We start from the raw sequence: 13,425 nt of genomic DNA, 5'->3' as shown, positions 1-13,425 counted from the left end.
TGAAGACAGATGGATTTGAAGAAGTATGTGACAATTGTGCCGGATTACCCGAAGGAAGGCGTACAATTTAAAGATATTACAACATTGATGGACAAAGGCGACGTCTATCGCTACGCGACAGATCAAATTGTAACGTATGCGAAGGAAAAAGAGATCGATCTCGTCGTGGGACCTGAAGCGAGAGGATTTATCATCGGCTGCCCTGTCGCATATGCGCTTGGGGTAGGGTTTGCGCCTGTCCGCAAAGAAGGCAAACTGCCGCGCGAAGTCATCAAAGTCGACTACGGATTGGAATATGGAAAAGATGTCCTGACCATCCATAAAGATGCCATTAAACCGGGGCAGCGCGTCTTGATCACTGACGACCTGCTTGCAACCGGCGGGACGATTGAAGCAACGATCAAGCTTGTTGAAGAGCTCGGCGGCGTCGTGGCCGGAATCGCTTTCCTGATCGAACTGACATATCTTGAAGGAAGAAATAAACTGGACGGATATGATATTTTAACCTTGATGCAATACTAAACAAATTTTATACTATAAAAAGCACTCATAAAAAGCGGGTGCTTTTTTTCCTATTCATAAAAGTATTCCGGGGCCGGCAAAAGCCCTTTTGAATTTCTTCTCTTTACATCTGTGACATTTTTCTTGATAATAATTACAATACAGTTTTCAATTATAAAAAAGGTGATTCCATGGCGAACGAACAAGTATTAACCGCTGAGCAAGTCATTGAGAAGGCGAAAAGTTACCTTTCCGATGAACATGTTGCTTTTATAAAAAAGGCTTATCAGTACGCGGAAGACGCACATCGCGAACAATACCGCAAATCGGGCGAGCCGTATATTATCCATCCGATCCAGGTCGCGGGAATCCTCGTCGATTTAGAAATGGACCCCGCCACAATAGCGGGAGGATTTCTCCATGATGTGGTGGAAGATACGAGCGTAACGCTTGAAGATTTAAAGGAAGCATTCAACGAAGAAGTTGCGATGCTTGTCGACGGCGTCACGAAGCTTGGGAAAATTAAATATAAATCACAGGAAGAACAGCAGGCAGAAAATCATCGGAAAATGTTTGTGGCTATGGCTCAGGACATCCGCGTCATTTTGATCAAGCTGGCGGACCGCCTTCACAACATGAGAACCCTGAAGCATCTGCCGCAGGAAAAGCAGCGCAGAATTTCAAATGAGACGCTTGAAATATTTGCTCCGCTGGCTCATCGCCTTGGGATTTCAAAAATAAAGTGGGAGCTTGAGGATACCGCTTTACGGTATTTAAATCCGCAGCAATATTACCGGATCGTCAATTTGATGAAGAAAAAGCGGGCCGAAAGGGAATTGTACGTCGAAGAGGTCGTAAACGAAGTGAAAAGCCGCGTCGAAGAGGTCAATATTAAAGCGGACTTTTCCGGCCGGCCGAAGCATATTTACAGCATCTACAGAAAAATGGCGATGCAAAACAAGCAATTCAACGAAATTTACGACTTGCTCGCAGTCCGGATCCTCGTCAACAGCATCAAGGACTGCTACGCGGTTTTAGGCATCATTCATACGTGCTGGAAGCCGATGCCGGGCAGATTTAAAGACTATATCGCAATGCCGAAGCCGAACATGTACCAATCGCTCCACACCACGGTCATCGGTCCGAAGGGCGATCCGCTGGAAGTCCAGATCAGGACGTTTGAAATGCATGAAATTGCGGAGTACGGAATCGCTGCCCACTGGGCTTACAAAGAAGGCAAAAATGCCAATGAAGATTCAAGCTTTGATAAAAAGCTTTCCTGGTTCCGCGAAATTTTGGAATTTCAGAATGAGTCGAGCGATGCCGAAGAATTTATGGAATCTCTTAAAATCGATTTGTTTTCGGACATGGTATTCGTTTTTACGCCGAAAGGGGACGTCATCGAATTGCCGTCAGGATCCGTGCCGATCGACTTTTCGTACCGAATCCATTCAGAAATAGGCAATAAAACGATCGGGGCCAAAGTAAACGGCAAAATGGTCACCCTTGATTACAAGCTGCGCACAGGGGATATCGTAGAAATTCTGACGTCCAAGCATTCGTACGGTCCGAGTCAGGACTGGATCAACCTTGCGCAGACATCTCAAGCGAAGCATAAAATCCGTCAGTTCTTTAAAAAGCAGCGCAGAGAGGAAAATGTCGAAAAAGGCAGAGAACTGGTTGAAAAAGAAATTAAAAACCTGGACTTTGAAGTGAAGGACGTCTTAACAGCCGAGAATCTGCAGAAGGTCGCCGACAAATTCAACTTTGCCAATGAAGAAGACATGTATGCCGCTGTCGGCTATAACGGCATTACAGCCGCTCAAGTTGCAAACCGCCTTACGGAAAAAGAACGGAAGATCAGAGATCAGGAAGAACAGGTGAAAAGCGTTCAGGACGTAACGCCTGAAGTGAAACCTTACCAAGGGAAGAAACGCGAAGCGGGTGTTCGCGTCAAAGGCGTTGACAACCTTTTGATCAGGCTGTCAAAATGCTGCAACCCTGTTCCGGGAGATCCGATCGTCGGATTCATTACAAAAGGCAGGGGCGTATCCGTCCATCGCGAGGACTGCCCGAATGTTTTAACAAATGAAGCGCTCGACCGGCTCATTCAAGTAGAATGGGAGCATGAACCGCAGACCCAGCGGAGAAAAGAATATAACGTCGAAATTGAGATTCTCGGCTATGACCGCCGCGGTCTTCTTAATGAAGTTCTACAGGCAGTTAATGAGACAAAAACAAATATTTCATCTGTTTCAGGTAAATCGGACCGCAATAAAGTGGCGACGATCCATATGGCGATCTTCATTCAAAATATTAACCATTTGCATAAAGTAGTTGAACGGATTAAGCAGATCAAAGATATTTACTCCGTGCGCAGGGTGATGAATTAGGAGGAAAAGCGTCATGAGATTAGTTGTTCAGCGCGTCACAGATGCAAGCGTTTCGGTAGGAGGCGAGACTGTCGGCGAAATCGGCCTCGGCTTGATGGTGCTTGTCGGCGTGACGCACGAAGATACGAGCGAGGATGCCGCATATTTGGCGGAGAAGCTTGTCAATCTGCGAATTTTTGAGGATGAAGGCGAAAAGATGAACCTGTCGCTTTTAGATGTCGGGGGCTCCGTTTTATCGGTTTCTCAGTTTACCTTGTACGGCGACACGAAAAAAGGAAGACGGCCGAATTTTACAAAAGCGGCAAAGCCCGATCAGGCGCTTCAATTGTACGAAGAGTGGAACAGCATGCTTCGCGCAAAAGGCGTCACTGTCGAAACGGGAAGATTTGGAGAAATGATGGATGTCAAGCTGACAAATTCGGGTCCCGTCACGTTTATTATGGATTCGAAAGCATAAAAAGCTCCCGATTGGGAGCTTTTTAAATTAGTCAAAATAGTTTTCTAGACCGCTTCTGATGCCGTCTGTCACTCTTTCTCTGTAAGCGTTCGTGCTGACTACCGCTTCTTCTTGAGGATGGCTCAAGTAGCCGAGTTCAAACAATGCGGCGGGCTGTTTATTTTCTCTTAATACGAAGTAGTCCCCGAATAGTACGCCGCGGCTTGGCAGAGGCGAGTGCCTTTCGATCTCGGACTGCACGTCTGCTGCGAGCTTCCGGTCTTTGGACGGGCTGTAGTAATAGGCCGTATTTCCCCTGACGGACGCATTTGGAAAGCTATCATAATGAATGCTGATAAAAGCGTCGGCGTTTCGGTAATGAGAGGTCGCGACCCGCGACTGAAGGCTGACGAAAGAATCGTCATTCCGCGTCATATAGACGTTGACGCCATCGGCTCTCAGTTTCGCGGCAAGAAGCGTTGCCGTTTTGATGGTCAGCCGTTTTTCGAGCGTCCCCCGCGTTCCGATTGTCCCGCTGTCATGTCCTCCATGTCCGGCATCGATGACAACCGTTTTATTTTTGATTGTGCCTCCCGAGCTTGACCGCTTTGCCAAAGGCGGTGCTGCGCTTTTCGAATCTCCGGCTGAGCCTGCCTGGTCAACAGTCTGAACGACCCAGCTTGCGACATAAGCGGAATCGCCGTTTGACAGTTTGATTTCATACCAGTCTCCTTTTGTAGAGACGATCGGGTAAGACTCGCCTTTTCCCGTGCGTTTGACGATCGCTGAGGATGTCGAAGGCCCGCTTCTAACATTTGTGCCTTCATACACGATGGTGGCCTGCCGTTTTGCTTCGGAGCTGCTGCTTGTTTCCGAGGTTCCGCTGTTCTGTTTGTTTCCTTCGAGAATATAGTGGCTTGCGGCCCAGCCTTTTTGTCCATTAAATTCGATTTCATACCAGCCGTGCTGTTCGTTTAAAATCGTCACACTTGCATTCCGTTGGAGCGTGGCAATAATCCGGCCTTGATGGGAAGCTGTGCTCCTGACATTTAAGGTGGATACGCCGACCGTTCCCGATTTTGATGATGAAGCATGTGATGAAGACGATTGAGACTGTTTCGCGCCTGAACCTTGATTGACATAATCTGAATAGACCCAGCCTGTGATGTTCTGATAGGAAATCTTTATCCATTTTCCGTCGGTCTTTAGCAGGTCAGCCTGTTCTCCTTCAGGGAATACGCCTTGGACTTCATATGAAGTGCCGGGGCCTTTTCTGATTCTCAAGTTTGCTTCGGAAGATGTGACTTTTCCCGATGCGGAATCAGATCCGCTGGAGACTTGGCTCTTTTTCTTGATCAGCCAGGATACGACCCAGCCTTTTTGCCCGCCGTTCAGCTGGATTTGCACCCAATCCCCGCGTTCTTCAAGAATCGGATAGCTTTCATTCCTGCTGACGACGCTGACGATTTCGTGGCTCAGTCCAGGCCCGCTTCTGACATTGATTTCATCGGTGGCAATCACGGCTTCCCCGATGGCTGCAGAAGCTGTGTTTGACGATGTATAAAAGGCTGCTTGTGCTGCCAGCATCATCGATAGGATCAATACCGCTCTTTTTTTCATATTGATTCCCATCTCCTCCTTTCGGTAAAAAACTTGGAACACTACTTCTTCTTCTATATCGTATATTCCTTGCCGTTTTTTTAATAAAATGAAAATGATTTGTTTATACTATAGAAAAAAGATATCAAAAGGATGTTGCTGCATGAGGTATAATCAAAGAATGGGCAGGGCGATCCATGAGCAAGATGCGAATCTGCATCTAAAGGAGCATGCGGACCCGGAGCGCGCCGGCTTCATGGAAGAAACGGCCACTGAGCTGGGGCTGACGTCCAAAGAATCAATTCAGAATAAAAAGAACCGCAAATAGGGTTGACATGCAAACGTAACACTCGTATTATAATATAAATTAGTGTACATATGAGCTGAACTGAAGATGGAGAATAGTAGGCAAGAGTACGTGAAAAGAGAGGAACCGCCCTGGGCTGAAAGCGGTCTGCACGGTATCTTGACCGAATGAACACTCCGAAGGTTTCCCGCTGAAAGCCCGGCATAACATGCGAGCAATTAGGCGGCGGACGTGAACCTGCGTTAAAGGCATGAGCGGGAACGGATTTATCGTTCCAACTAGGGTGGCACCACGGGTATAACTCTCGTCCCTACTATTGGTTTTATAGTAGGTTCGGGGGTTTTTTTATTTCCATAAATGAGAAAAGCATTTAAGTCATGAGGAGGATTTTAAAAATGGGATTTAATATTCCAAGGGGAACACAAGATATTCTCCCCGGAGAATCGGAACGCTGGCAATATGTCGAAAAGATTGCGAGAGAAACGTGTCATGCGTATCAATATAAAGAAATCCGGACGCCTATTTTTGAACATACAGAACTATTTTCCCGCGGGGTGGGAGAATCGACCGATATTGTGCAAAAAGAAATGTATACATTCGCAGACAAAAAAGGAAGAAGCCTGACGCTTCGTCCTGAAGGCACTGCATCTGCAGTACGCTCTTTTGTGGAAAACAAACTTTTTGCAAATCCGGTTCAGCCGACGAAGCTTTACTACATTGGACCGATGTTCCGCTATGAAAGGCCGCAGACGGGCCGCTACCGCCAATTTTATCAATTCGGCATCGAAGCGATCGGTTCGAACGATCCGGCGATTGACGCGGAGGTCATTGCTTTGGCGATGAGTGTATACCGGAAAGCGGGTCTCAGCAACCTGAAGCTTGTCATTAACAGCCTCGGCGACAAAGAGAGCCGAACCGCTCACAGAGAAGCGCTGATCCGCCACTTTGAGCCGCGGATCGACGAGTTTTGTTCAGACTGTCAAAAACGGCTCCGGCAAAACCCGCTGCGGATTCTGGACTGCAAAAAAGACAGGGATCATGAACTGCTGAAAACGGCTCCGTCGATTCTTGACTACTTAAATGAAGAATCTAAAGCATATTTTGCAAAGGTACAGCAATATCTGACGGACATCGGCATTGCATTTGAGGTCGATCCGAATCTGGTGAGAGGGCTTGACTATTACAATCACACGGCCTTTGAAATCATGAGCAATGCCGAAGGCTTCGGAGCGATTACGACGCTTGCCGGCGGGGGGCGCTATGACGGCCTTACCGAGGAGTTCGGCGGTCCGAAAGCGCCGGGCATCGGCTTTGCGATGAGCATCGAACGCCTTCTCGCCGCACTGGATGCTGAAAATGTAAAAGTCGGAGCGGATGAAGGCATTGACTGCTATATCGTGACACTTGGCGACAAAGCCAAAGACTATTCCGTATCCCTTCTCTATAAACTGAGAGAAGCGGGGATATCCGCGGAAATCGACTATGAACAGAAAAAAATGAAAGGCCAGTTTAAATCCGCCGACCGTCTCAATGCGAAATATATCGCTGTTTTGGGCGAGGATGAACTGAACCAAAATCAAATTAATGTCAAAGATGGGAAAACAGGAGATCAACAGGCCATCGGCCTTGATGATTTCATCCGTTTTTTGAAAACAAACACTGAAAGTTAAAGGAGAGGACCGCTTTGTTTGGACGAACGTATTATTGTGGCGAAATAACGGAGAAGGCGATCGGAGAAACCGTCGTTTTAAAAGGATGGGTTCAAAAAAGACGCGATCTTGGAGGCTTGATTTTTATTGATTTGAGAGATCGTACCGGCATTGTGCAGGTCGTATTTAATCCAGACGTTTCCAAAGACGCCCTGGAAACAGCTGAAAGCATCCGCAGCGAATATGTGCTTGACATTACAGGCAAAGTCGTTGCCCGTGAAGAAGCAACAGTCAATCCAAACTTGAAGACCGGAAGGATCGAAATTCAGGCGGAATCGGTAGATGTGCTGAGTGCGGCCAAAACGCCTCCTTTTGCGATCAGCGACCAGGCTGCAGAAGTATCTGAAGACATCAGATTAAAGCACCGCTATCTCGACTTGCGCCGTCCGGAGATGTTCAACTCCCTGAAAATGCGCCATAACGTCACAAAAGCTGTCCGCCGCTTTTTGGATGACAACGGCTTTCTTGATATTGAAACGCCTGTTTTAACAAAAAGCACGCCTGAAGGCGCGCGCGACTATCTTGTACCGAGCCGGGTGCATGAAGGGGAATTTTATGCGCTTCCGCAATCTCCGCAAATCTTTAAGCAGCTCTTGATGGTGTCAGGGTTTGACCGCTATTATCAAATCGCCCGCTGCTTCAGGGATGAGGACCTGCGCGCCGACCGTCAGCCTGAGTTTACGCAAATCGATATCGAAATGTCATTTATGAGCCAGGAAGACATCATGAAGCTCTCAGAAGAAATGATGGCGCATGTGATGCGTGAAACGCACGGCATTGAAATCTCGCTTCCGCTTCCTAGAATGTCGTATGAGGATGCAATGAACCGATACGGCTCAGACAAACCGGATACGCGCTTCGGCATGCTGTTGACGGATGTGTCAGAAGCAGTGAAGGATTCGGACTTTAAAGTGTTCGCTTCGGCTGTGGCGAACGGCGGAGCGGTCAAGGCGATCAATGTAAAAGGAGCCGCTGCAAACTACTCTCGCAAAGATATCGATGCGCTTGGAGAGTTCGCTGCAAACTATGGAGCAAAAGGGCTGGCTTGGCTGAAAACAGAAGCGGATGGACTTAAAGGACCGATTGCGAAGTTTTTTGCCGGCGAAAAACAGGAGGCACTTGTTCAGGCGCTTGACGCCGCAGACGGGGATCTGCTTCTCTTTGTGGCCGACAAGCTCGAAGTCGCCAATGACGCGCTGGGAGCGCTTCGTTTAAAGCTTGGTAAAGAGCTGAACCTGATCGATGAAAGCTTGTTTAACTTCTTATGGGTTGTCGACTGGCCGCTTCTTGAGTACGATGCTGAGGAAGGCCGCTACTATGCCGCACACCACCCGTTCACAATGCCTGTCAGAGAGGATCTCAAGCTGATCGAGACGAATCCGCAGGACATGAAAGCGCAGGCTTACGACCTTGTCCTAAACGGCTATGAACTTGGCGGCGGCTCGATCCGTATTTTTGAAAAAGACGTTCAGGAGAAAATGTTTGGCCTTCTCGGCTTTTCAGAAGAAGAAGCGAAGGAGCAATTCGGGTTCCTGCTCGAGGCTTTTGATTACGGGGCTCCTCCGCATGGCGGAATTGCGCTCGGTCTTGACAGGCTGGTGATGCTGCTCAGCGGCCGTACGAATTTGAGGGATACGATCGCATTTCCGAAAACGGCCAGCGCAAGCTGCCTGATGACCGAAGCGCCAAGCGAGGTCGACAATGCTCAGCTTGATGAGCTGCACCTTGAAATCAAACGCAAAATTCGACAGTAAATTGTAAAATATACGGCTGTACATCCCATTGAAAATCAAAGGGACGTATGATATCATTTTTAACAAATAAAGTCCTGATGTGTTTGTTGTACACCTAGTTTTGACCGAACATTTTTTTACTTGGGAGTTCGATGTTTCCGAATGGAGCAAATGCCTCTTATCACTCGTGTGCTCAGGAGGACTTGCAAAGTTTGGAACAGAACACCCACCTGCCGAGAGCGGGATCAAAACGAAGGAATACGACAACGGCACAATCGGGACTTTTTTGTGCTTGAAAAGGCCGTTTTTCGGCCATACATAGGATAATCTATGAGGCGAAGCGAAAAAATATGACGGCAAAATGAAATAGACCGCTTGTTTAATCACCCGATTATGATAAGATACTATCGGTAACTGTTTATAAAGATGGAGTGAGATTCTTGTTACATCAGTTTTCACGCAACGAATTAGCGATTGGAAAAGAAGGTTTAAATATTTTAAAAAACAGCACGGTCGCCGTTTTGGGCGTCGGCGGGGTCGGTTCTTTCGCCGCGGAAGCGCTCGCCCGTTCAGGTGTCGGCAGAATCGTGATGGTCGATAAAGACGATGTTGACATCACGAATGTCAACCGTCAGCTGCCTGCTTTACTTTCAACGGTCGGACAGCCGAAAGTTGACTTAATGAAAGCGAGAATCGCCGATATTAATCCGGAATGCGACGTCATCGCTTTAAAAATGTTCTATACCGAAGAGACGTATGAACAGTTTTTTGCATATGAACCGGATTATGTAATCGACGCTTCAGACACGATTCATTATAAAATCCACTTAATGAAAGAGTGCCTGAAGCGCGGCATCAACATCATCTCAAGCATGGGAGCGGCCAATAAAACAGATCCGACAAGGTTTCAAGTGGCCGATATTTCAAAAACCCACACCGATCCGATTGCAAAAGTCATCCGGACGAGGCTTCGCAAGGAAGGCATTACGAAAGGCATTAAAGTCGTCTTTTCTGACGAAAGTCCGATCGTGATCCGTGAAGACGTACGCCAAGTCGTCGGAAATGATGAAGCGAAAATCCGCAAAGCGCAGATGCCGCCGTCTTCAAATGCTTTTGTTCCGTCAGTCGCAGGCTTGATTATGGGCGGCCATGTGATCATGGAGCTTTTGAAAGATATTCCGATCAAAAGGGTGAAAGATAAGTAATACAAAAACGACAGCAGAGGTGCTGTCGTTTTTGGTTTCAAGACAAACGGCCTCCTTAATGAAAAGAAACAGGCCGTTTATTATTTTTGTTTCATCAGCTTGTCGTATACTTGTTTCAGTGCGAGTTCAAATTTTCCCGTCTGCTTCGGCTGATAGTAAACTTTGTTTTTCAGCGGATCAGGCAGGTACTGCTGTTTGACCCAGCCGTTCTCGTAATCGTGCGGATATTTGTATTCCACACCTCTGCCAAGCTCAGCGGCTCCTTTGTAATGGGCGTCCTTTAAATGGTTCGGCACATCGCCGATCTTTCCGGAGCGGACGTCTGACAGCGCTTCGTCAACTGCAAGGATCGCCGAGTTCGATTTAGGAGACAGGCAGAGCTCAATCACGGCGTTGGCCAGCGGAATCCTCGCTTCCGGAAATCCGATTCGTTCCGCCGTTTGAATGGCTTGAAGCGTTCTTCCACCAGCCTGCGGACTCGCCAGCCCGACATCCTCATAGGCGATAACAAGCAGCCTCCGTGCAAGGCTTTCCAAATCCCCCGCTTCAATAAGCCTTGCCATGTAGTGCAGTGCAGCATTGACATCAGAGCCTCTGATTGATTTTTGGAAGGCGGAAATGACATCATAATGCGCGTCTCCATCTTTGTCATGGACAAAGCTTTTTTTCTGCAGGCATTCTTCTGCGATTTCCAATGTAATGCGTATCGCTCCCTCACTGTTTTCCTTTGTGGACAATACGGCAAGTTCGAGCGCATTCAAAGCTGAGCGGACATCTCCGCCGCAGCCGCGGGCCAAATGGTCAAGCGCCTCATCATCGACGGCAACGTCATACGAACCGAGGCCTCTGTGTTTATCTTCAAGCGCCCGTTTAATGGCCGTTTTGATTTGTTCAGGGTCTAACGGATGCAGCTCGAAAATCTGCGTTCTGCTTCTGATCGCCGGATTGATCGCATGGTACGGGTTGGCTGTCGTCGCCCCGATCATGATAATCATGCCGTTTTCCAAATACGGAAGGAGAAAGTCCTGCTTGCCTTTGTCAAGCCGGTGCACCTCATCAAGGATTAAGATAACCTGCCCCGACATTTTTGCTTCGGCGGCAATGGCTTCCATATCCTTTTTATTATTGATGACTGCGTTCAGCTTTCGGAAAGCGATGCTCGTGCTGCCGGCAATCGCCGTGGCGATCGACGTTTTGCCGATGCCCGGGGGGCCGTACAGAATCATCGATGAAAGGTGTTTGGCCTGCACCATCCGATGAATGATCTTTCCTTCCCCGACCAGGTGATCCTGGCCGAGAACCTCTTCGATTTTTGTAGGGCGCATTCGAAATGCGAGTGGTTTCATGATTGATCTCTCCCGAATGTATTCTTTTTATAGAGTAACGGAAAAAAGACGATTAGAAAAGAAATGAATATGGCAAGCTGAATATAAGGCCGAAAATGAAAGTTTATATAAAGTGTGCTATAATAACCTGTAATCTATCAGACGGACAAGGCCGGAACCTTGTCCCAACCGAGTTTTTAATATATAACAGACGCTTGAATCCGACAGCCGGCTTCCTGCCGGTGTTTCAATCTTGGAGATCGGCTTATGCCTTATGAGGATGCACCGCGGCGCTTTCTGCGCCTGAACGGGACTCGGCTTAAGGGCTTTTGTTTGCTGTGAGGAACGCCGAGCACCTTTGTTCTGGTGTGAAAAGGACTCGGCTAAGGGCTTTCACATCCTGTGAAAAAAGCCGAGTACCTTCGTCCTGGTGTGAAAGGAGACTCGGCTAAGGTCTTTCGCGTCCTGCGAAAAACGCCGGTCACCTTCGTCCTGGTGTGAAAGGAGACTCGGCTAAGGTCTTTCGCGTCCTGCGAAAAACGCCGAGTACCTTCGTCCTGAAGGCATGATTTATTATAGGTTAGAGGTGTTTATTTTGAAAATATCAACTAAAGGCAGATACGGGCTGACGATTATGATTGAGCTTGCGAAAAAGCATGGGGAAGGCCCGACTTCTTTGAAAAGTATTGCTCAGACAAACGATTTATCGGAACATTATTTGGAACAGCTTGTTTCACCTTTGCGGAACGCCGGGCTTGTGAAAAGCATTCGCGGGGCCTACGGCGGCTACATTCTTGGTGAGGAGCCTGCGGCGATTACGGCGGGCGATATCATTCGCGTCCTGGAAGGGCCGATCAGCCCGGTGGAAGTGCTTGAAAATGAGGAGCCGGCAAAGCGCGAACTGTGGATCAAGATTCGCGATGCTGTCAAGGAAGTGCTGGACTCCACGACGCTTGAAGACTTGGCCAGCTATACAGAGGGCGAGCAGGAAGCGTATATGTTTTACATTTAAGATCGAGGTGTAATGGTAGGATGGAACGGATTTACTTAGACCATGCAGCGACTTCTCCGACTGACCCCCGGGTAGTGGAAAAAATGCTGCCTTACTTAACGGAAAACTTCGGAAACCCTTCAAGCATTCATTCCTTTGGAAGGGAGAGCCGGAAATGGCTTGACAGCACGAGGGAGCTGATCGCTCAGGAAATCGGAGCGCATCCCAATGAAATCGTTTTTACGAGCGGGGGAACCGAAGCCGACAATATGGCGATTCTCGGAAGCGCGCTGGCGAGAGAGAAGCAGGGCCGCCACATCATCACGACAAAGATCGAGCACCATGCCGTTCTGCATACGTGCAACAGGCTTGAAGAAATGGGATTTGACGTCACATATCTAGACGTCGACGAAAGCGGAAGAATCTCCGCCGAGCAGGTGAAAGACGCACTGCGAGACGATACCATCCTGGTGACGGTTATGTATGGGAACAATGAAGTGGGAACGATTCAGCCGATAGATGAGATCGGCGATCTGCTAAAGGACCATCCCGCGCTGTTTCATACAGATGCGGTTCAAGCCTTCGGTTTTTTGCCGATTGATGTGCAAAAAAGCCGTATCGATATGATGTCTGTCTCCGGACATAAACTTAACGGGCCGAAGGGAACAGGCTTTTTATACGTCAACGAAAACGTGAAGCTCAGCCAGCTTCTTTTCGGAGGAGAGCAGGAACGCAAACGCCGGGCGGGAACGGAAAATGTCCCGGGAATCGCGGGGCTCGGTGAAGCTGTTTTGCTCTCGGGTCGGGAAAGAGAAGAAAAATCGGATCTTTACCGCCGGTTTAAAGACATCATCACCCGTACGCTGGAAGCAGAAGGCGTCTCATTCGATGTGAACGGCAGCAGGCGGCACAGTCTGCCGCATATTTTGAATCTGTATTTCCCGGGAGTATCTGTTGAATCGCTGCTCGTCAATCTCGATATGGCGGGAATCGCAGTATCGAGCGGATCGGCGTGCACGGCCGGGTCTGTGCTTCCGTCTCATGTTCTCTCCGCCATGTTTGGCGAAGAAGACGATCGGCTCACGTCATCCGTCCGGATCAGCTTCGGCTTTGGCAATACAGAGGAACAGGTTGAGCGCGCCGCGAAAGAACTTGCTAAAGTTGTTAAGCGTCTGTCATAAATTTCGGGAAGCCATGCTCCGAGCTAAAGATTCGCATCCTGCCCG

The 13,425-nt window shown here is 48.4% G+C and carries 11 protein-coding genes, 1 other RNA gene and 1 other annotated feature; of the genes, 10 read left to right on the top strand and 2 right to left on the bottom strand.

All coding sequences use genetic code 11. The annotated features are described in order from the left end of the window. Window positions 1–9 precede the first annotated feature (9 nt). The 3 genes from TRNA_RS35785 (at window position 10) to dtd (ending at window position 3,351) form a co-directional block, all read left to right on the top strand. Complete coding sequence (locus TRNA_RS35785) at window positions 10–522, top strand: adenine phosphoribosyltransferase (RefSeq protein ID WP_003183964.1); 513 nt, start codon at window positions 10–12, stop codon at window positions 520–522. A gap of 170 nt (window positions 523–692) precedes the next feature. Beyond that, entirely contained in the window at window positions 693–2,894 is a 2,202-nt protein-coding gene (locus tag TRNA_RS35780; protein ID WP_003183962.1) for a RelA/SpoT family protein, read from the top strand. Window positions 2,895–2,907: 13 nt separating this feature from the next. After that, window positions 2,908–3,351: a D-aminoacyl-tRNA deacylase gene (gene dtd, locus TRNA_RS35775; protein WP_003183959.1), complete on the top strand. Its 444-nt coding sequence runs from the start codon at window positions 2,908–2,910 to the stop codon at window positions 3,349–3,351. Window positions 3,352–3,378: 27 nt separating this feature from the next. On the opposite strand, the gene TRNA_RS35770 is transcribed toward dtd, so the two are convergent. Beyond that, window positions 3,379–4,962 (bottom strand): SH3 domain-containing protein, encoded by a 1,584-nt coding sequence (locus tag TRNA_RS35770; RefSeq protein ID WP_003183955.1) that lies wholly within the window; start codon window positions 4,960–4,962, stop codon window positions 3,379–3,381. Window positions 4,963–5,092: 130 nt separating this feature from the next. On the opposite strand from TRNA_RS35770, the gene TRNA_RS43645 reads away from it, so the two are divergent. From TRNA_RS43645 to TRNA_RS35755, 5 genes are all read left to right on the top strand, one after another. Then, on the top strand, window positions 5,093–5,257 hold the full coding sequence (locus TRNA_RS43645) for a YrzK family protein (RefSeq protein WP_003183953.1): 165 nt from the start codon (window positions 5,093–5,095) through the stop codon (window positions 5,255–5,257). A gap of 54 nt (window positions 5,258–5,311) precedes the next feature. After that, window positions 5,312–5,551 (top strand) — a binding site (T-box leader). 80 nt (window positions 5,552–5,631) lie between these two features. Beyond that, entirely contained in the window at window positions 5,632–6,906 is a 1,275-nt protein-coding gene (hisS, locus tag TRNA_RS35765) for a histidine--tRNA ligase (RefSeq protein WP_003183951.1), read from the top strand. A 14-nt stretch (window positions 6,907–6,920) separates the two neighbouring features. Next, window positions 6,921–8,699: an aspartate--tRNA ligase gene (gene aspS / locus TRNA_RS35760; protein WP_003183949.1), complete on the top strand. Its 1,779-nt coding sequence runs from the start codon at window positions 6,921–6,923 to the stop codon at window positions 8,697–8,699. A gap of 68 nt (window positions 8,700–8,767) precedes the next feature. Beyond that, window positions 8,768–8,964: non-coding RNA, 6S RNA (ssrS, locus tag TRNA_RS43390), on the top strand. Window positions 8,965–9,118: 154 nt separating this feature from the next. Next, window positions 9,119–9,883: a tRNA threonylcarbamoyladenosine dehydratase gene (locus tag TRNA_RS35755; protein WP_003183947.1), complete on the top strand. Its 765-nt coding sequence runs from the start codon at window positions 9,119–9,121 to the stop codon at window positions 9,881–9,883. A gap of 80 nt (window positions 9,884–9,963) precedes the next feature. On the opposite strand, the gene TRNA_RS35750 is transcribed toward TRNA_RS35755, so the two are convergent. After that, entirely contained in the window at window positions 9,964–11,229 is a 1,266-nt protein-coding gene (locus tag TRNA_RS35750; protein WP_011198157.1) for a replication-associated recombination protein A, read from the bottom strand. A gap of 574 nt (window positions 11,230–11,803) precedes the next feature. Here TRNA_RS35750 and cymR point away from each other — a divergent pair. Next, entirely contained in the window at window positions 11,804–12,220 is a 417-nt protein-coding gene (cymR, locus tag TRNA_RS35745) for a cysteine metabolism transcriptional regulator CymR (protein ID WP_009327777.1), read from the top strand. Between the two features lie 20 nt (window positions 12,221–12,240). Continuing rightward, window positions 12,241–13,380 (top strand): cysteine desulfurase family protein, encoded by a 1,140-nt coding sequence (locus tag TRNA_RS35740; protein WP_009327778.1) that lies wholly within the window; start codon window positions 12,241–12,243, stop codon window positions 13,378–13,380. Window positions 13,381–13,425: the final 45 nt, after the last annotated feature.

Origin of the sequence: Bacillus licheniformis DSM 13 = ATCC 14580, from assembly GCF_000011645.1 — a bacterium.
Taxonomy (GTDB): Bacteria; Bacillota; Bacilli; order Bacillales; family Bacillaceae; genus Bacillus; species Bacillus licheniformis.
This window is presented reverse-complemented; position numbering and strand designations above follow the sequence as displayed.

Excerpts from the sequence above, each read along its gene's own strand:
- TRNA_RS35785 (WP_003183964.1), top strand. The coding sequence starts at position 10 with ATGGATTTGAAGAAGTATGTGACAATTGTGCCGGATTACCCGAAGGAA.
- TRNA_RS35780 (WP_003183962.1), top strand. The coding sequence starts at position 693 with ATGGCGAACGAACAAGTATTAACCGCTGAGCAAGTCATTGAGAAGGCG.
- dtd (WP_003183959.1), top strand. The coding sequence starts at position 2,908 with ATGAGATTAGTTGTTCAGCGCGTCACAGATGCAAGCGTTTCGGTAGGA.
- TRNA_RS35770 (WP_003183955.1), bottom strand. The coding sequence starts at position 4,962 with ATGGGAATCAATATGAAAAAAAGAGCGGTATTGATCCTATCGATGATG.
- TRNA_RS43645 (WP_003183953.1), top strand. The coding sequence starts at position 5,093 with ATGAGGTATAATCAAAGAATGGGCAGGGCGATCCATGAGCAAGATGCG.
- hisS (WP_003183951.1), top strand. The coding sequence starts at position 5,632 with ATGGGATTTAATATTCCAAGGGGAACACAAGATATTCTCCCCGGAGAA.
- TRNA_RS35750 (WP_011198157.1), bottom strand. The coding sequence starts at position 11,229 with ATGAAACCACTCGCATTTCGAATGCGCCCTACAAAAATCGAAGAGGTT.
- TRNA_RS35740 (WP_009327778.1), top strand. The coding sequence starts at position 12,241 with ATGGAACGGATTTACTTAGACCATGCAGCGACTTCTCCGACTGACCCC.